At 35.1% G+C, this 17,790-nt stretch carries 13 protein-coding genes; 7 read left to right on the top strand and 6 right to left on the bottom strand.

Features of this window, described 5'->3' with window-relative positions; genetic code table 11:
* Positions 1-162 precede the first annotated feature (162 nt).
* Positions 163-1,503 carry a M28 family metallopeptidase gene (locus NEF87_RS05605; protein ID WP_457919012.1) on the top strand — a complete coding sequence of 447 codons (1,341 nt, stop codon included), beginning with the start codon at positions 163-165 and terminating at the stop codon, positions 1,501-1,503.
* Positions 1,504-1,564: 61 nt separating this feature from the next.
* Here NEF87_RS05605 and NEF87_RS05600 read toward each other — a convergent pair whose 3' ends face one another.
* Together NEF87_RS05600 and NEF87_RS05595 are read right to left on the bottom strand one after the other, a co-directional pair.
* Entirely contained in the window at positions 1,565-2,326 is a 762-nt protein-coding gene (locus tag NEF87_RS05600; protein ID WP_457919011.1) for an acyl-[acyl-carrier-protein] thioesterase, read from the bottom strand.
* Between the two features lie 73 nt (positions 2,327-2,399).
* Entirely contained in the window at positions 2,400-2,963 is a 564-nt protein-coding gene (locus NEF87_RS05595) for a class I SAM-dependent methyltransferase (protein WP_457919010.1), read from the bottom strand.
* A gap of 415 nt (positions 2,964-3,378) precedes the next feature.
* Between NEF87_RS05595 and NEF87_RS05590 the strand changes: the two genes are divergently transcribed.
* The 5 genes from NEF87_RS05590 (at position 3,379) to NEF87_RS05570 (ending at position 10,901) form a co-directional block, all read left to right on the top strand.
* Positions 3,379-5,379 (top strand): urocanate hydratase, encoded by a 2,001-nt coding sequence (locus NEF87_RS05590; protein ID WP_457919009.1) that lies wholly within the window; start codon positions 3,379-3,381, stop codon positions 5,377-5,379.
* A gap of 57 nt (positions 5,380-5,436) precedes the next feature.
* The gene (locus NEF87_RS05585; protein WP_371805411.1) at positions 5,437-6,504 is read left to right on the top strand and encodes a hypothetical protein; all 1,068 of its coding nucleotides are present in this window, start codon (positions 5,437-5,439) and stop codon (positions 6,502-6,504) included.
* 71 nt (positions 6,505-6,575) lie between these two features.
* A complete protein-coding gene (locus NEF87_RS05580; protein WP_457919008.1) occupies positions 6,576-7,322 on the top strand; it encodes a methyltransferase domain-containing protein in 747 nt (248 codons plus the stop codon).
* Between the two features lie 69 nt (positions 7,323-7,391).
* Entirely contained in the window at positions 7,392-7,964 is a 573-nt protein-coding gene (locus NEF87_RS05575) for a DinB family protein (RefSeq protein ID WP_457919007.1), read from the top strand.
* Positions 7,965-8,117: 153 nt separating this feature from the next.
* Positions 8,118-10,901: a cation-translocating P-type ATPase gene (locus NEF87_RS05570; RefSeq protein WP_457919006.1), complete on the top strand. Its 2,784-nt coding sequence runs from the start codon at positions 8,118-8,120 to the stop codon at positions 10,899-10,901.
* Positions 10,902-10,964: 63 nt separating this feature from the next.
* Here the strand turns inward: NEF87_RS05570 and NEF87_RS05565 are convergent, their stop codons facing one another.
* Both NEF87_RS05565 and NEF87_RS05560 read right to left on the bottom strand, forming a co-directional pair.
* Entirely contained in the window at positions 10,965-11,399 is a 435-nt protein-coding gene (locus NEF87_RS05565) for a hypothetical protein (protein WP_371805407.1), read from the bottom strand.
* A gap of 19 nt (positions 11,400-11,418) precedes the next feature.
* Positions 11,419-12,015 (bottom strand): methyltransferase family protein, encoded by a 597-nt coding sequence (locus NEF87_RS05560; protein ID WP_371805406.1) that lies wholly within the window; start codon positions 12,013-12,015, stop codon positions 11,419-11,421.
* 150 nt (positions 12,016-12,165) lie between these two features.
* Between NEF87_RS05560 and NEF87_RS05555 the strand changes: the two genes are divergently transcribed.
* On the top strand, positions 12,166-12,999 hold the full coding sequence (locus NEF87_RS05555; RefSeq protein ID WP_371805405.1) for a winged helix-turn-helix domain-containing protein: 834 nt from the start codon (positions 12,166-12,168) through the stop codon (positions 12,997-12,999).
* A gap of 32 nt (positions 13,000-13,031) precedes the next feature.
* Here the strand turns inward: NEF87_RS05555 and NEF87_RS05550 are convergent, their stop codons facing one another.
* Positions 13,032-14,492 carry a sodium:solute symporter family protein gene (locus tag NEF87_RS05550; protein ID WP_457919005.1) on the bottom strand — a complete coding sequence of 487 codons (1,461 nt, stop codon included), beginning with the start codon at positions 14,490-14,492 and terminating at the stop codon, positions 13,032-13,034.
* A 113-nt stretch (positions 14,493-14,605) separates the two neighbouring features.
* Complete coding sequence (gene leuS / locus NEF87_RS05545) at positions 14,606-17,542, bottom strand: leucine--tRNA ligase (protein WP_457919004.1); 2,937 nt, start codon at positions 17,540-17,542, stop codon at positions 14,606-14,608.
* Positions 17,543-17,790 lie beyond the last annotated feature (248 nt).

Raw genomic sequence — 17,790 nt, 5'->3', positions numbered from 1 at the left:
TGTTTTCCAAAAACTTAATAAGAAGACTCTTTCTCATCAAGACTCTTTTCCTACTTTGCTATGTAGGCAGAACAAAAATTTAAAAAGGTTTGTTAGATCTACTAAGTAGATATAACAATTTATAATTGAAAAATCTACAAAACTAGGATGTGAATATTTCGAATGACATACAAAACTCTTGTTCATACTGAAATTTATAATCATATTGAAGACCAGAAAACAAATATTCGGACAATTTATCCAAAATTGCTTGATACAACTGTCATGATTCACACAACAGATGCTAAGGATGCTTTAACTTTTACATCTGACATCATTGATGATTTTGGGCCTCGGTTGACCGGAACTACTGCTTGTGAAAAAGCAGGTGATGCTATTCATGCAAATTTATCAAAATATTGCGATACAACAACCAAAGAACAATTTGAAACATGTCCAAATTCCTTCATGGCATTCATGAAAATATTTGGTATTGTATATGTTTGTTTTTCATCTCTTTTACTGATTGGGAGAGCTGGGATCTATTTGGCGGCTTTAGGCTTTTCGTTTGCAACTCTTTATGCTTATCTCCATTTCGTTCAATATAAAGAAACCTTCAATTTTCTTTTCAAGAAAAAATCTGGAACCAATATCATTGGGAAGATATCACCGAAAAATGAAATAAAAAGACGTGTAATTGTAGCTGGACATCATGATAGTGCCAAGGTGATGAATTTTATGGCCAACCCAAAGTTGCAGAAATGGTACGGCCCTCGTATTATTACGGGTCTATTGATATTTTTTGGAATTAATGGATTACTTCTCGCATGGGCAATAATTGATATTTTTACTGGAACTATTCCACAGTTTGTTAATTACTTACCCCTAATCTTGCTGGTAGGGTCTCCCGCAGTTTTACAATTCTATTTCTTCAATAGTAAGGAAGTCTCTCCTGGTGCTGGAGATAATATGATTGCTGTTGCTATAACATGCAAACTGGCGGAATTATATGGAACTGCCAAAAAAGCCGGTAAAAACCCTCTTAATCACACTGAATTGGTATTTATTAGTTTCGACTCTGAAGAAGCAGGAATTAGAGGTTCACGCGCTTATGTAAAACATCATCTAAAGGAATTGCGATCAGTACCCACGTTTCTCTTTAACATGGATAGCATTTACCACGTAGATGAATTATCCTTTTTACAATCGGATCTCAACCAAATTGTCAAATTATCGGATTCAATGATAGAAGATTGCCAAAAAATTGCTCAAGAATTAGGTTATCCCACCACTAAGGGAAAGATTGCTTGGGGCGGAGGAGCCACAGATGCAGCTGAATTTGGAAGGCACGGCATTGAAGCTACAACATTATTGGGGATGGAAAATCATGTGATACGTGACCATTTAGTATATCATACTATGGAAGATACCCCTGATAAAATCGAGTTGGAAGCTGTGCTCGCTTCTTTACAAATTGCGAATCAATATATCCTTTCTAAGGATGAAATTATCTCTTCATCATAAACTAAACCAACAAAATGGAGACAAAATGCTGAATAATAACAAAAAAGGGTTTAATTATTGACTATTTTTTTTTCCAAGATGTCTGAAGTTGGGCAATTTTGACTCCACTTTCTTCTTTATAGATTAAATGTTTAATTAACAATTCAGAGCTTCCCTCAAGATATTCCGTTTGGACACAGACTGACTCTCCGAGTCGTAGTTCTTTTAGAAAGTTTATTTCTACTGAAGAAGGAATATATAATTTATATATTTCTGGTTTCACTTCATTAAATGCCCACTCAATATATTTGACATTGTTCACATGACGATAAATATCAAGATCTTGAAAATTCGTAGAAAATGAAGTATCCTTCTTCTCGGAAACATTAATATCAATTTGTGAAAAATGATGGGAATCCCCTGGTTCTTCATGAGTCGGATAATTCTCAACATCCTTTGGTACTCCTACGGCTTTTCTTTGTTTTAAATCAAAAAAGAGTAACGAACCATACCCCTTTCCTATTTTTTGGCCGGATTGATTGAAAATTGCAAAATTTCTAAACGCAAAACGTTGTTGGTCTTTTAAAGGTGAGATCCATGTTGAAATGGTTAGATTTTCTTTCCAATTTGGGATTTTTTCCACTTCTAACTTCATCCTAGTCCATACAACTGCAAAATCAAAGTGTGATTTTCCCTCTATAGTATTGGCTAGTGCATCTGCATGATTGAATGCAATTTCTTGCATATAATTAAATAAGTGGTGAATCATCAGTTGCCCCGATTGATTAACTTCCCCATATCTTACTTGGAAATTTTGAGAAAATTTTGAATGTTCAGTATTCATGATTAAAAGCGGAGGTAGAGTTAAAAAAAATATTTGGATCATAAGTTTTTTGCCCGAACAATGGAGGCAGTAATTATTTTTTTTTGGCAATTAAATAGATAGAATCATTTGGTTCCATCTCTTGATATTGTTCCATTTTGAGAATTTGAAAATGCTCTTGAAACAATGCTTGAAGTTGTTCCATTGTATAGTATATAAATAGGAGTCCATCCATATTTTCCTCTTTATCTCCTTGCCAGAATGAATGACAAATTATTCCATTGGTTTGCAATATATCCGCTTGCCTTAGAATCGATTGCTTAAGTTGATCTCGGGAGAGATGATGTAAAACCTTGTTGGAATAAAGCCCTTGATATTTAATCTCTGTTTTTAGGGAAACAGCATCCAAATTCAATACATTGGCGCTCGGATGTCTTTGCTTAAAACGATCTACAAATACTTGCGAGTTATCTGATCCTGTGACTTGAAAATATTGTTCCAAAATAAGAAAATCGACTCCAGGACCTATCCCAATTTCAAGTATTGAGGATTGGGTTGGTAAGAAATCGGTTAATTCTTTAATTAATTCTTTTCCATCAAAGCCTTCTGCCATTTTAATATATTTTTCTACATTTTCTTTTTCATGAAAGAATCCCATTTCTCAATCTCCCCTTTTATTTCTTTATCCAATGGATTATTGAAACATATTTTAGCTTGGAGCTAGATGAGTAATCTCAATTTATAAACTTGGCTCCTTTTTTTAAAAATGCTTTCTACTTGTTTGGGATTAATGCATTCACAGCATAACCTTTTTTCTTATAAAAATAATAATTGACTAGGGAACATCATTTTGAATCAAAAATTCTATGAAAAACAGTTTATAATCAAGTTCAATTCAAACTTCCCTTTCTCCATTGAAAAAATAATTTCGTGATGCCTTTTTCCCACATAATTCTTTGACACTTTCAAAAAAAGTCACTTTTTTTTTACTTCTATTGCATATTTTTTGAATTTTTTGTGGAATTTTTAAGAAAATTTTAAATGGTTCGAAATGCAACTTTATTTGATCAATTATGAAAACCACCATCACAGATTTAAAATTACCCTCGGTCCTCCCCGCCGATCCGATATTTGATCCCCAATATCGACGGGCTCCAAATCGGGGCTATAATCTCACTCACGATGAGACCATTATCGCCGTGAAAAATGCTTTGCGCTATGTTCCAAAAGAATTGCATGCTACCCTTGCTCCGGAATTCTTAGAAGAGCTAATGACAAAAGGACGTATTTATGGTTATCGTTATCGCCCAAAAGGGCCATTGAAGGGCAAACCTCTTACTGAATATAAAGGGATTCCAGAAGCTCAAGGCATTCAGGTTATGATTGACAATAATCTCGATTTTGATATTGCTCTTTACCCCTACGAATTGGTTACTTATGGTGAATCGGGACAAGTTTGCCAAAATTGGATGCAATATTGTATGATTAAGAAATATCTTGAAATTATGGAACCTGATCAGACACTAGTTGTTATGTCTGGTCATCCCTTAGGATTATTTCCAACTAAAAGAAATGCCCCTCGTGTTATTTTTTCTAATGGGTTAATGATCGGTATGTATGATAATCCTGAAGATTTTCAAAGAGCACAAGCCTTAGGTGTATCTAACTATGGTCAAATGACTGCTGGGGGTTGGATGTACATTGGACCGCAAGGTATAGTTCATGGGACTTATATAACATTATTGAATGCTGGGAGATTATATTTAGGACATGCCCAGGATGAAGATTTATCCGGTGTGTTGTATATTAGTAGTGGATTAGGAGGGATGAGTGGTGCGCAACCCAAAGCCGCCGATATTTCAGGGGCTATTAGTATCACGGCTGAAGTTGATTATTCACGAATTCAAACCCGTCATGAACAAGGTTGGGTTGCAAAAGTGTCCGATAATTTAGATGAAATTTTTGCATGGGTTGAAGAATACCGCCAGAAAAAAGAACGTCTTTCAATAGCTTATCATGGAAATGTGGTAGATTTATGGCAATATGTTGTAGACAAGAATCTGAATGTTGAATTGGCTTCTGATCAAACAAGTTGCCATGCGGTTTATGAAGGAGGTTATACTCCCGCAGGAATTAGCTTTGAAGAGGGAAGAGAATTATTGAAGTCTAACCGATCATTGTTTAATCAGAAAGTTGATGAATCACTAAGAAAGCAATATGAACTGATCAAAATTATGTCTGAACGGGGAACTAAATTCTGGGATTATGGTAATTCTTTCTTGAAAGCCGTGTATGATGCAGGAGCTAAAGATATTGCCATCAAAGAAGACCCTAAAAATGGCTTTATTTATCCTTCCTATGTGGAAGATATTATGGGGCCATTATGCTTTGATTTTGGTTATGGGCCATTCCGCTGGGTCTGCTTGAGTGGAAAACATGAAGATCTAATCAAAACAGATCAGATGGCTATGAGCTGCATTGATCCAAATCGTCGAGGTCAGGATCGCGATAATTGGACATGGATTCGTGATGCGGAAAAGAATAGGTTAGTTGTTGGGACCCAAGCACGTATTTTATATGCTGATGGGCAAGGCCGGGTGAAAATTGCATTGAAATTTAATGAAATGGTTCGAAATGGTGAAATTGGGCCCGTAATGCTAGGGCGTGATCATCATGACGTATCTGGAACTGACAGTCCCTTCCGTGAAACTTCGAATATTAAAGATGGAAGCAACATTATGGCAGATATGGCACACCATTGTTGGGCAGGAGATGCTACTCGTGGGATGACTATGTGTGTTCTCTCCAATGGTGGAGGGGTGGGAACCGGAAAAGTTATCAATGGTGGTTTCGGTTTAGTTCTCGATGGAAGTGAACGGGTGGACACAATTATCGAAATGGCGCTTGATTGGGATGTGCATTGTGGTGTAGCACGACGGGCTTGGGCAAGAAATCCCAATGCTGTCAGTACTGCTACCGAATGGAACTCTCGTAGTCGGGGTCATATTACCATACCCGAAATTCCTGAAGATGGATTAATTGAAAAGCTTGTGGATGAAAAACTTGCTCAATAAATCCCAAATTTTATCTGATTTTTTTTTCTTACCGCTTAATGAGTGTGATATTTAATTATGGCTGCCATTCAAAAAACCCTTTCGCATAATGAAGAATTAGTCCTTTATGGTATGGTCCGATTTCCCAACCGGAATGATAGAGAGCTGGCGGAAGTCCTGAAAATTAAAGATTCTACTGTAAACTATTGTCGCAATCAACTTGAGAAGCGCAAGATGTTTCAAGTGGTGTATGTACCGATCCTCAATCGATTGGGTTTTGAGATTTTAAGTATTAATTTCGCTGAATACAATTTGAAACTGACTCCTGCTAAACGAATGAATATTATGGCCAAAATAAAATCATCGAATGATATATTTTTGAGATTAGGTGAAGCAGAGAAAGAATTTTCGATTAGTTTCAACAAGAATTATACCGAGTTTATTTCGAATACTCATGAGAGAACTGAAATAATGGGAAAATTGAAGTTAATAACCAAAGCTTTACCAGAAAATGTAACTTTTTCTATAAATTCCTCAAAAGTCCTAAATTTCTTCGATTATTCTTATTTATTACAAAAGAATTTCAACATTGATATAAACCAACTGAATTTCGATGCAATTGAAGACTCTCCTGTTTCTTACTTCGATAATTCTGAATTGGTGAATCTCTCCGAGAATGATAAAGCCGTTTTTGTTGCTTTAGTTGATTTTCCAGATAAATCCATAAAAGAAATTTCAGAGTTAGAGACTGTGAAATTGAATAGACATACTGTTTCAAAATTACGGGAGCGCTATTTGAGTGAAGGTTTGATGAGAAAAGTAATCATTCCGAACTTAGTATTGCTTGACTATGATCTTTTAGTCTATTACCATTTCCGTTTTCTTCCGAATTCTCCGATAACACCTGAAATTGTGGATAATTTAAACTCTTCTTCCACTGTATTACTCTTTCATAATAAATATGATGCAGTGTTGCTCTCCGCTTTCCAGAATTACAGTGAATATAAAGAAGATAAAGTGGCGAAGTATACTTTTCTCAATTCACACGATATTTTGGGGAAAAGTCCTAATCCACGGAAGTATGTGTTAAATCAAATAAAATATCTCCGGAAGTTTGATTTCAAGCTTCTAAGTCGAAAAATTTGATTCTTCTCTATCGTTTGACTTTTTTTTACTAAAATATATCAAATACCATGAATTGAGTAGGTTTATTGATTATGGAAAGAAATTTTGAATTTTATCTAAAGGAAATTTCCCAAAATTTTCAAGGATGGGATTTTTCTTACATAAATAATCGATTTGTTGAGTCGGTTAAAGAGTGGAGCTATCATTCTCTGATTATCCCTTATTTACTGCAATCTAAATCACTTTTGGATATGGGAACTGGTGGTGGGGAATTTTTAAGTATCCTTCCTTTTCCTTCCAAAACCGTTGCCACAGAGTGCTACGCTCCTAACATCCCTATTGCAAAATCTCGGTTACAACCTAGGGGAATATCTGTGATTTCATTGGAAGATGAAAATAAGCTTCCTTTTACTGATGGACAATTTGATTTGATCATTAATCGCCATGAATATTATAATGCCTCGGAAGTTGCTCGAGTTCTTCAACCCCAAGGTTGCTTTATCACCCAACAAGTAGGCCCCGATAATGATATCATGTTAAACCAAATGCTTGGAGCACCTAATCCAGAGGATTATGATCCAAATTGGACTGTTGATTTTTTAGCCAATCAATTGGCGGATAATGGATTAAAAATCCATACAAAACGTTCCTTAAAATATATAACACGGATTTTCGACATTGGAGCTATGGTCTATTATTTCAAAGCAATACCTTGGCAAATTCCAAATTTCACAATTGAATTATATAAGGATAAATTATATGAATTGCATCAAAAAATACAAAAAAAAGGATTTCTCGATATTGAAAGCCAGCGTTACTTAATAATTGCGCAGAAATAACATTTTATGTGAAATCTTAATTAAATACTTAGATTTTAGCATTTTTTTTTTTTTAGATCCTAAAAAAACATGACTGACAAATCTTTTTTATTTTTTGCAATCAACTTTGTCATTATGAACAATGAAGAACGACCCAATGATTTGATTATAGCAATTGATGAACAATTTGGTGCTGCACTCGCTATGATGAAAGAAGTAATTTGTAAGTGCCCAGAGCATATATGGAATGAGAAATCTCATGGTCCTCCTTTTTGGCACATTTCTTACCATGCCCTCTATTTTTTGGATCTCTATTTATGTTTCACCACAGAGGAAAGAGAGAGTTTCCAACCGTATTTTCGGAATGTGTCTCATCGTGTTGGAAACACGCCTAAAATTCCTTTGGAACCTCATCAAGTTAAAGAATATTTGGAAAAATGTTCTAAAAAAGCTCGAAAATATTTTTCACGACTGGAAATTCAAGATTTATATCGACCTTCTGTCTTTGAATGGCATGGAACCAATATCTTAAGTTCGCTTATATATAATCTACGGCATTTGATGCTTCACATTGGCACGTTAAATTATCGCTTATTAAGAGCTGATGTTGCTTTAGATAATTGGGTTTCAGAAAAGAAAAATGCCTTTGAAGATATTAATTGATTCCAATTATTTTTCCAAGAAGTTCTATTAAAACTAATAATAATTTATTAATAGTTTTTTTCAACTATCCTATTTAGTCTATAAATTTTTCAAATACACCTTTTATTTTTACAATTGATTATGTTTTTATTACTCATTTTGTAAAAATGGATAATGATGACAATAAGAGATAATGAATTAATTTCAGATCAAACGAAATTAGTTCATGAAATGGAAATAAATGATACTTTCAAATTTCTTGAAACTAAAATTACTGGATTGCCCGAGCAAGATATTGATATCCTTCGAGAAAAATATGGTTGGAATGAGATTCAAACCCAAGATAGGAGAAGTCGGGCGAAAATGTTTTCAGAACAGTTTCTTAATCCTATCACATATGTACTACTTGCAGCGGGAATTTTATCCCTTCTCGTAGGAAAATTAACTAATTTTATTGTAATTGTTGCAATTGTGTTGATAAATGGTATAATTGGGTTTATTCAAGAAGTAAAAGCTGAAAATGCCTTAGATTCTTTGAAATCTATGACTGCCCCTGAAGCCACAATACTTAGGGATTGTGGGAATGTTTTACATTGTACACAATATCGTATCAAAGCTCGAGAAATTGTCCCAGGTGATATTATTTATTTAGAAGCGGGTGATAAAATTCCAGCTGATGCCCGTTTATTTGAAGTGGCGAATTTACAAGTAGATGAAGCACTCTTGACTGGTGAATCACTTCCAGTTAGAAAAATTACAACACCTGTCTTGTCTGGAGCTTCGGTTGCTGATCGCAAAAATCTTGTGTTTTCGGGAACCACTGTGGTTTCTGGAAGAGGAAAAGCAATAGTATATGCAATTGGTATGAAAACTCAAGTGGGTAAAATTGCAGAACTTATCAATCAGACCAAAGAAATGAAATCTCCATTAGAAAAACGAGTCAGCTCTTTAAGTAAAAAACTTGGTGTTATTGCCTTTTTTGCCAGTGCACTGACATTTATTCTCGGAATAATCCGAGGATTTGATATTCTTGATATGTTAATTTTTGCGAGTGCTACATTGGTATCATCCATACCCTCGGGGTTACCTGCCACAATTACCATTACTCTGGCCATAGGTGTATCTCGAATGGTAAAACGCAATGCAATCATTCGTAAGCTTAATGCAATTGATTCATTAGGTGCAGTAACTACAATAGTAAGTGATAAAACTGGCACTTTAACACAAAATCAAATGACTGTCAAACACATTTTCGTGGATAATACTGATATTGAAGTAGGTGGTGTCGGATATATTCCAATCGGAGATTTTACTGTGGATGGAGAAATTATTTCAATCACTCAACATTCCACACTTCCTCTTATTTTACAAAATATGGCCTTAAGTAATGATGCCATATTGCGTCAACATGAATTAGAAAACGACGAATTTGTTTGGGAAATTGTAGGAGATCCAACTGAGGGTGCGTTGTTGGTGGCGGCATTAAAAGCACAGTTCAATAAACTAGAATTGATGGGTGAATATCCTCGAATCGATGAAATTCCCTTCGAATCAGCAAATAAGTATATGTTGACTATTCATAAAAATGATGCAAATTCTCTTTTAATTGTAAAAGGAGCACCAGAAGTAATTATGCAGGTAAGTAAGTCCATTACTGTTGATGGACAAAAAATTGCCTTTGATGATAAATTGAAGGATCAGATTGAACAAAAAGCCGAATATTATGCTTCAGAAGGTTATCGTGTATTAGGCATCGCATATCATGAGGAATCTAACTCGAATATCACTACTGATGATTTAAAAGCCAAATTTGAAAGTCGAGAATTAGAGATGATTTTCATGGGATTAATTGCCATTATTGATCCCCCCCGTGAGGAAGTTAAGGAAGCCATTTTACGTGCTCATAATGCTGGAATAAAGGTAATTATGGCTACAGGTGACCATAAATTGACTGCTTCTTCCATTGGTAAGGATATTGGAATTCTAACAACCGAATTCACTGCTATGGATGGCAAAGAAATTGATTCAACTTCAGAAAGTGAATTTATTGAAAAATTGGATACAAACCGCGTATTTGCTCGTGTTTCGCCTGAACATAAGTACCGGATTGTCAATGGATTAAAATCTAAAGGAGAGATTGTAGCAATGACGGGGGATGGTGCTAATGATGCACCAGCACTAAAAACTGCTGATGTTGGAGTAGCTATGGGGATAACTGGAACTGATGTTACAAAAGATGCTGCTTCAATGATTTTAACTGATGATAATTTTGCGAGTATTGTGAATGCTGTAGAAGAAGGACGAGTAGTCTATGAAAACATAAAGAAAGGGGTTAAATTCTTACTAACAACCAACATGGGTGAAGTAATTACGATCTTGGTTTCAATGCTTCTTATTAACTCGGAGGCGCTAATTTTTACACCTATTATGATATTATGGGTTAATTTAGTGACTGATGGTAGTTTGACCGTGGCATTAGCTGCTGAACCTCGTGAAAATGATGTTATGCTCCGCCCTCCTAAAAAACCTGAAGATTCATTGATTGATAGATCGATAATTGCAAATATTTTACTCGTTGCTTCAGTGATGGCTGCAGGTGTTATTTTCATATTCAATGTGTACTCTAAAGATGACTCAATTGTTAGAAAAGAAACTTTAAGTTTTACGGTACTCGCCGTATTACAGATTTTTAATGCGATTGCCAGTAGATCAAATCGGGAATCCATTTTCAAGATAGGATTTCGTAATAATCGTATGATATTATTTGGTTTAATTGCATCTTTTGGCTTGCAAATCCTAGCCGTCCACTTAAGTTTCTTCAACCTCATTTTGGAAACGACTCCACTTCTATTCATCGACTGGGTAGTTATTCTTGGAATTGGTTCCACAATTTTGATCGTGGAAGAAGTACGTAAATACTTTCTTCGAAGGAAGGAAAAACTTGTGTTGATGAAATAAAATAAATTATTTTCTTTTCTTTTTTAATACACCTTCGGGCTGAAAACGAAGAAAAAAGACAGATTATTTGGAGATGAGTGACTTGGAGCCCATTTTTCCAATAATCAATATGGTTAACAATCCCATGCAGAGGAAACTCTCGATAAATCCCCAAGGGAGCAAAATCAAACAAAATAATATGGTGAAAATTAAGCTCATTGCTGCAACCCAAAACCCCCATAATCGATTTTTCATCAGCCCAATTGCTGCTGTGATACGCATCCCCGTAAAAGCAATAAACATAAAAATCAAAAAAACGGGCTGGGTTTCCACGATTGTTTGAATCGGGGTGAAAGCTAGCGTTATAGATGTTGAGTAGATATTAGGAATTATTTTTAGAGCAATAAGCATTATGGCGATGCTATCAGTTATTTCGATTATTGCATATATTATAAATCCCCACGCTGCAATCAAGAGTGGTTTATTGCGTTTTAGGCTTGGATCAATGGATAATTTCATAGTTTTCCTTCCTATTTCCCTAATTTGAAAAAAATTTTGGAATGAGCGCATGGGTTTGTTTTTGATAATTTTGATAACTTTCACCAAACCTTTTCACTAAATCAATTTCTTCCAAATAAACCATAAGAGGTGCTGTTATCACAACGATTATCAGTGAAATGATTACCATTAACCAAGAATTGGTGCAAAAAGCCATGGCTAAAAATAGTGGCCATTCTCCCAAAACTTGTGGATGACGTAAGTATTTGTAAATTCCTCCATACATGGTCGTTTCTTTTGAAGGTACTAAGGTTTCTTTTCCTGCGTCTATGGTTCCTTTAATCATAATTGGCGCGAATACTGCTGTTATTCCAAGGGCTATCAAAATGCTGGGAAGATGAGTGCTTGCAATCGACCATCGAGCAGGTTCAACTGGGAAGAAAAACCAGAGAAAAAGGCAAACAAATTGCAAAATTGCAGGGTAAATTGCCATTTTTCGATAGGAAGCACATTTCTTCCATGTTTCTTCACCAAATTTCGATTCAAATTTCATGGGCTGCAGACTTATCATATACAAGTAGAACCATCCGATCCATGCAACATAATATAAAATTAAATTTATCCATGCTAGTGACATTTTTATGCATCTTCTTTACTTCTAATTCAAGAAGTATAACCAATAGAGAGTAGCATTTATAGATAAAGGCTCGCGCAAAGAAGTTTATAATGTACGATTTTTTTCGTACATTTCACGATAACTTAAATAAACCCATGCTATTAATTAATAATGGAACCGTCCTCTGATTCGTCTTCTATGCTTACGGCGATTTTTCACCCTATTAGATGCCGCATTATTGAAATTTTACTCCAAGAAAAAGGACTTGTTCGATTTTCAGAATTAGTGAAACAAACCGGTATGAAATCGTCTTCCTTGGAATATCATGTGAAGCAAATGGTTGAAAATGGGATCATAAATCATACTGTGGAAGGATATTCGGCAAACGGAAACTCACAAATTGCTCATGGAATTCTCTCATTAACTAAACTATCGCAAAATGATCTTGAATACTTTAAAAATCACTATTTTCCCTTTAAAGATGCTTTAATGATTTTAAGGTTGATGACGACAAAACCCTTGGTTATTCCGGATCTTTTTTCTCTCTTGTCCAGTTTCCAGCAATATTTAACCCCTCATAATTTAGACATTTGCATTGGGGGAAGTTTTGATCTTGATCTCGAATATAGGGCCATGAATTTCAGTGATTTTAAATTTCAGTTTGCAAACACTGAAATTTTGTCTGATCGAGAGAATTTTTCTCAGTTTTTGAATCATGAACACTTTTCAACCTTTATTAAAATGGTGGGAAGTCAGAAAATCAGTATCTTTATTTTAGAGAAACCTCTTAATTTCTATTTTGGAGTTGTGAATCACTTGGGGATTATATTTCTCCCTGATTTGAATGATGAAATCGATTATCAAAAATGTTTACTCTTCAATACTCCGGAAGGAATCGCAATATTATCCTCTTTAATTCAAACTTTAAAAAAAAAAGCAAAAAAAATATCCATTTCTCGCAAAATGCTTGAAGATCCGATGCAATTAAAAAAGTTGTTAAATTAAATCAAATTTTACAGTTAAAAACCGAGAAACCTTTATTGTTGTTTCTGTTGTATTTTTCTAATACACGCTAGCAAAATTGGGGTACAAAAAGATACCAACATACCAATAGTTCCAGCTTCTGGAGTAGGTCTACCAACTATTGCCAATAAAAAACAAGTCCCTAATCCAAATATGGATGCAAAAAGTGCTTCAAATTTGGTAAAGATGCTTGGTTTTCCATATAGTCCCCATATTACTGGACCTAAGAATACAGATCCTAAAGCTCCCCAAGAGAGACTCATTATCATCACAATTGAATCAAAATTTCCGAGAGCGAGAACAACTGCTAAAATCACAAAAATAACACTAGCTAATCGGGAAATTTTTTTCACTTTTCTATCCTCAATTTCCTCTTTTTGCAGTTTTAAGTAGATATCTTTTACAAATGTAGAACTGGATGTCAAAACCATGGATGCCAGACTCGACATTGAAGCGGCTAAAATTAATAAGAGAAGGAGTATGGAAAGAAAGTCTGGTACAACATGTCCTAATAGTTCGGGCATAAGACGGTCATAAATAGGTGTTCCGCTATCGAGATTAAATGCCTCAGGAAATTCTTCAGGAGTTATTAAAATTCTAGTTGTTGCTCCAACAAAATAGGCCACTCCACCAATAATTAGTGCAAATATCGTTGAAGCTATTGCTCCTTTCTTTATAGATTTTCTATCTTTTATAGATACAAATTTTTGCAGAAGTTGAGGCATCGCAAAGGGAGCGATGCTAGTGAGAAAGATTAGGGAAAATAATGACCAAAGTCCAGGAGGGCCAACAGTAGCGGTTAATTTTGGATCTATAGCATTTAATTTAGATAATATTTCTTCAAATCCCCCTGCGGTTGAAGAAGTTGAATATAGAAGTACACTAACTCCGACTAGCATTATGCTTCCAAAAATAACATCAATGATCGCTACGGATTTATAACCTCCCATAACCAAATAAAATGTGGTGAAGACTCCCATCACAATAACTGCAATCTCATAAGGAATATTAAAATTGAATTGGAACAAATAAGACAAGCCCATAAATACAGCCGCAGAATAAGGAATCAAGAAAATGAAAATAGCAAAAGTAGAAATAATCCGAAGGTGTGAGTTTTGATATCGTCCTTCTAAAAATTCTCCAAGTGTTTGGGCATTATATTGAAGTGAAGCAGATTTCATTCGCCATCCAATTATCATCCATGCTCCAAATACTCCTACTAAAGCATTAATAAGTGCAATCCACAACCCAGACAGTCCATAATTCCATCCAATTTGTCCTGCAAATCCTATGAATAATACGGCAGAAAAATAAGCTGTTCCGTAGGAGAAAGCAGACATTAGGGCACCTATTTTTCCCCCTCCGAACAATAAATCTTCAGTGGACTTTGTTTTACGCTTACCAATGATTCCAACATATAGGATAATTCCAGCATAGAGAACTATAACGACAATTTTTAAGATTTCGATACTCATATCTTATCAGCATAGCATTTAAGAAGTGAATTCTTAAAAATGTTTCAAAATTTCATTAAAGGGTAATAAAAGAGAAAAAAAAAGTATGATTAATTCATATTCTAACTGAATATTTATTCCATATATAATGCTGGTTTCATTGGACGGGCTTTTGAGGCTCGTGTTTTTGGATCATATATATTTTGCGCATCGGCCTCGATAAATTCCATGATAATCTCTGGATATTTGGATCTAAACATCGGAATATGTTCCTTCAGCGCTGTGATTTGCTGGATATTATTTAATAATTCCATTTTCAAAATTGATGGATTTTTTATAATCAATTTTGCTTCAGTAGCAATCAATTTCATGTGGGATCGTAATATGGGGTCTTCTTTGGCAATCTTCATGATCTCTGGGATGGTCACTTTTCGATCATCAAAATAATTTTGAATTTTTGAATATAAGATCGATTTCCACTTGGCATTTACATATACATAAATATGCTTAGGGTGAGTTTCCATCATTTTCAAGATATTATTAATATCTTCTTGAACGCCTTCTATAAATTTCCCTTGATTAATGATAATTCGATCTTCTTCGGTCAATTTAATTTCTGGAAATTGGGCAAAAGATACAAAACCATCCTGTCCCGCTTTCTCATAAATTTCTTCACACAGATGGGGTATTAGAGGTGCGTTAAAAATAGCCATTTCAAACATTAATTCACTAATTACCTGTTTTCGTTCCCCTTCGTTTGTAATGGTATCATTCCGTTCAAATTCCTCAATTAATCTGATATTATTAAAGAATGAGTTTTGACCATATTCACGTATATCTTTACGATCATTCATTGCTTGCTGGGCTGTTATAAAATTATATTTGACATTAGCTTGGAACAATCTCGAAGGAAAAGTGATTTTTTGTGTTATTTTTCTTTTTTTAGGGGGATATTTCTCAACTAATTCCCAAAATTTTATCAACCGTTTCAATGAATGCATAACTTCTTGCTCCTTCCAATCAATTACTGAATCGGCTGTCGCTACTGAGGCTAAATGTAAGCGGGTCAAATCCACACTATATTTTTTGGGAATTTCTGCCATCGGGATGACATTTCCTTTGCTTTTACCCATCTTTTTTCCTTCCCGTATTAACATATTATTCAATGAAAAGGATTTCAACCAATAGTTCTTAGCAAAAATGGCTGCATGGTGAAATACTGCGAAGGATAGATGATTGGATATATGTGCAATCGCTGTATGACGGAAATCATTGGGATACCAATATTCAAATTCTTGCTTGATTTGGTTTAGAACATTCTTGGGTATATTGGTTTGCTGGAATACATCATCAATGTTACCTTGATCCTTGAAAATATAATCGAAGAATTCAATGGTTAATTGCTGATCTTCAATTTTTGCTTCATGAATCGTTCGAATGATGGTATAAAAGGCCATATAAATCACCGAATCGCTTAAGGATTCGATGATCCACCCTTTTCCTTTAGTGATCGGAAATTCTGTACCGATGCCTCGTTTTCGCACGCAGGGACGTTTGTCTAACCAATTGAATGTAAATTCAAAGCTGGATCGATATTTTTTGGGGGTGATTGTCATTTGATCCAACATTTCTTTTGCTTGCATTTTCCATTCCGTGTTTGCGTAATTTAAGAAGTATTGATCTTTCAAAATCGCAACTGAAACCGTTTCACCACACCGACATTGAACTTTTCGTGATACTTCATATATCTTTGAAGCGATCTTTTGTTCAAAGAATTTTATCGCGGCATGATCCTTGGCGTGTTCTACCTTCATTCCGGCAAAGATCCCTGTATTTTTTTTCATGATCCCAGAATAAAATTCATCCCGATACAGTTCTTGGGTTGCTTTTTCTAACTGTTCTGCATCATCTTGATTTTTTATCCTCATCCGTTCATATATTTCCACGGCTGGAAATTCTCCATATTGTTTTACGGAAATGATGGAAATGGGCATAATTGCTGATAATCGATCACGATCAATATTATATTTCTCAATTGTTGCATCATCCGCTTGTAAATCTTTAATCGCGGCATAATCGAAAGGAGCATGGGCTGGGACACTATATACTACGCCTGTAGCATGAGCAGTATTAACAAAAATTGCAGGGTAAATTGGAATTTTCTGCTCTGTCCAAGGTACCTCAATCTCATGATCTACTAATTTGCTTCCTGGAAATTCTTCAATGATTGCGATTTCATGATTTTGCTCCCGTAACTTCGGTATTACATCACCTGCAACAATCCACTGTTCTCCATCAATATGAATCTTTGAATAAGTGGCATCGGGATGCACCCATAAATTGGTCGCTCCATAAATTGTTTCTGGGCGTAAAGTTGCGGCGACGATGAAGGTTTTTGCATCGAATTTGTATTTCATGCCCACAAATTCTGAAACTTCAACTTTTTGCTCATCTCCACCTAATATATCATCTTCACCCACCGCATTTTGACATTGTTTACACCATAAAATGGGATAGGTGCCTTTGGTGATATATTCCTTCTTATGTAAATGATGATATTGCCACTCAATGAATTTCTTATATTCGGGATCACCAGTGGTAAATTGGCGACTGGTATCTAAGGAAAATCCCATGGATTGCCAATCTTGCATCAGATGTTTTGCAAAGTACATGGCCACATTCATCGGTTCAGTGAATGAAGAAATGATTTCATCGACTTTTTGGGGATTTTTCTCATAGATGCCCACATATTTTCGGTATTGATCCCATACTTTTGGTTCTTTACGTTCAATTCGCGAAGATATTGATAAAATGGGTGTTCCAGTAATGTGGTATGCCATAGGCCACATAACATTAAAGCCCGTTTGTCGTTTATACCTCGCAAAAATATCCCCTAAATTGTACGTCCGACAATGTCCAATATGCAGTGGTCCCGAAGTATAGGGATAGGGTACCGTGATAAACCATTTCGGTTTGGTTTTATCGATTTTTCCGTTAAATACGGCGTCTTTTTGCCATCGGCTTTGCCATTTTTGTTCAATGGCTCTGAATTGTTCTAAATAGTTTTCCATCGGGTTTCACCTAAAGTTGAGTTTTTAATTTGGTTAAAAGGGAGAAAAAAATCTTGTGCTAATATCCATTGCGGAGAAAATTCTCTAAAACAATTTATTCCAAAGTGGATTTTAGTAAAAACAGAAGTTCGTGGCGAACCTGGAGGATTATTTCTAAAACATGTGTTAAACTTGCTTATTCTGGAGAAAATGATCACTCATAGTTTTCTTTCACCAAGTTATTCTATCAGACAATGTTTTTATTTTTT

The organism is Candidatus Lokiarchaeum ossiferum (assembly GCA_025839675.1).
Taxonomy (GTDB): domain Archaea; phylum Asgardarchaeota; class Lokiarchaeia; order Sigyniarchaeales; family Promethearchaeaceae; genus Lokiarchaeum; species Lokiarchaeum ossiferum.
The sequence above is the reverse complement of the archived record's forward strand: the minus strand, read 5'-3'. Positions and strand labels throughout refer to the sequence as shown.

Bases quoted from the DNA above. Each gene is read 5' to 3' on its own strand.
- NEF87_RS05605 (WP_457919012.1), top strand. From the start codon at position 163: ATGACATACAAAACTCTTGTTCATACTGAAATTTATAATCATATTGAA.
- NEF87_RS05600 (WP_457919011.1), bottom strand. From the start codon at position 2,326: ATGAATACTGAACATTCAAAATTTTCTCAAAATTTCCAAGTAAGATAT.
- NEF87_RS05595 (WP_457919010.1), bottom strand. From the start codon at position 2,963: ATGGGATTCTTTCATGAAAAAGAAAATGTAGAAAAATATATTAAAATG.
- NEF87_RS05590 (WP_457919009.1), top strand. From the start codon at position 3,379: ATGAAAACCACCATCACAGATTTAAAATTACCCTCGGTCCTCCCCGCC.
- NEF87_RS05585 (WP_371805411.1), top strand. From the start codon at position 5,437: ATGGCTGCCATTCAAAAAACCCTTTCGCATAATGAAGAATTAGTCCTT.
- NEF87_RS05580 (WP_457919008.1), top strand. From the start codon at position 6,576: ATGGAAAGAAATTTTGAATTTTATCTAAAGGAAATTTCCCAAAATTTT.
- NEF87_RS05575 (WP_457919007.1), top strand. From the start codon at position 7,392: ATGACTGACAAATCTTTTTTATTTTTTGCAATCAACTTTGTCATTATG.
- NEF87_RS05570 (WP_457919006.1), top strand. From the start codon at position 8,118: ATGATGACAATAAGAGATAATGAATTAATTTCAGATCAAACGAAATTA.
- NEF87_RS05565 (WP_371805407.1), bottom strand. From the start codon at position 11,399: ATGAAATTATCCATTGATCCAAGCCTAAAACGCAATAAACCACTCTTG.
- NEF87_RS05560 (WP_371805406.1), bottom strand. From the start codon at position 12,015: ATGTCACTAGCATGGATAAATTTAATTTTATATTATGTTGCATGGATC.
- NEF87_RS05555 (WP_371805405.1), top strand. From the start codon at position 12,166: ATGGAACCGTCCTCTGATTCGTCTTCTATGCTTACGGCGATTTTTCAC.
- NEF87_RS05550 (WP_457919005.1), bottom strand. From the start codon at position 14,492: ATGAGTATCGAAATCTTAAAAATTGTCGTTATAGTTCTCTATGCTGGA.
- leuS (WP_457919004.1), bottom strand. From the start codon at position 17,542: ATGGAAAACTATTTAGAACAATTCAGAGCCATTGAACAAAAATGGCAA.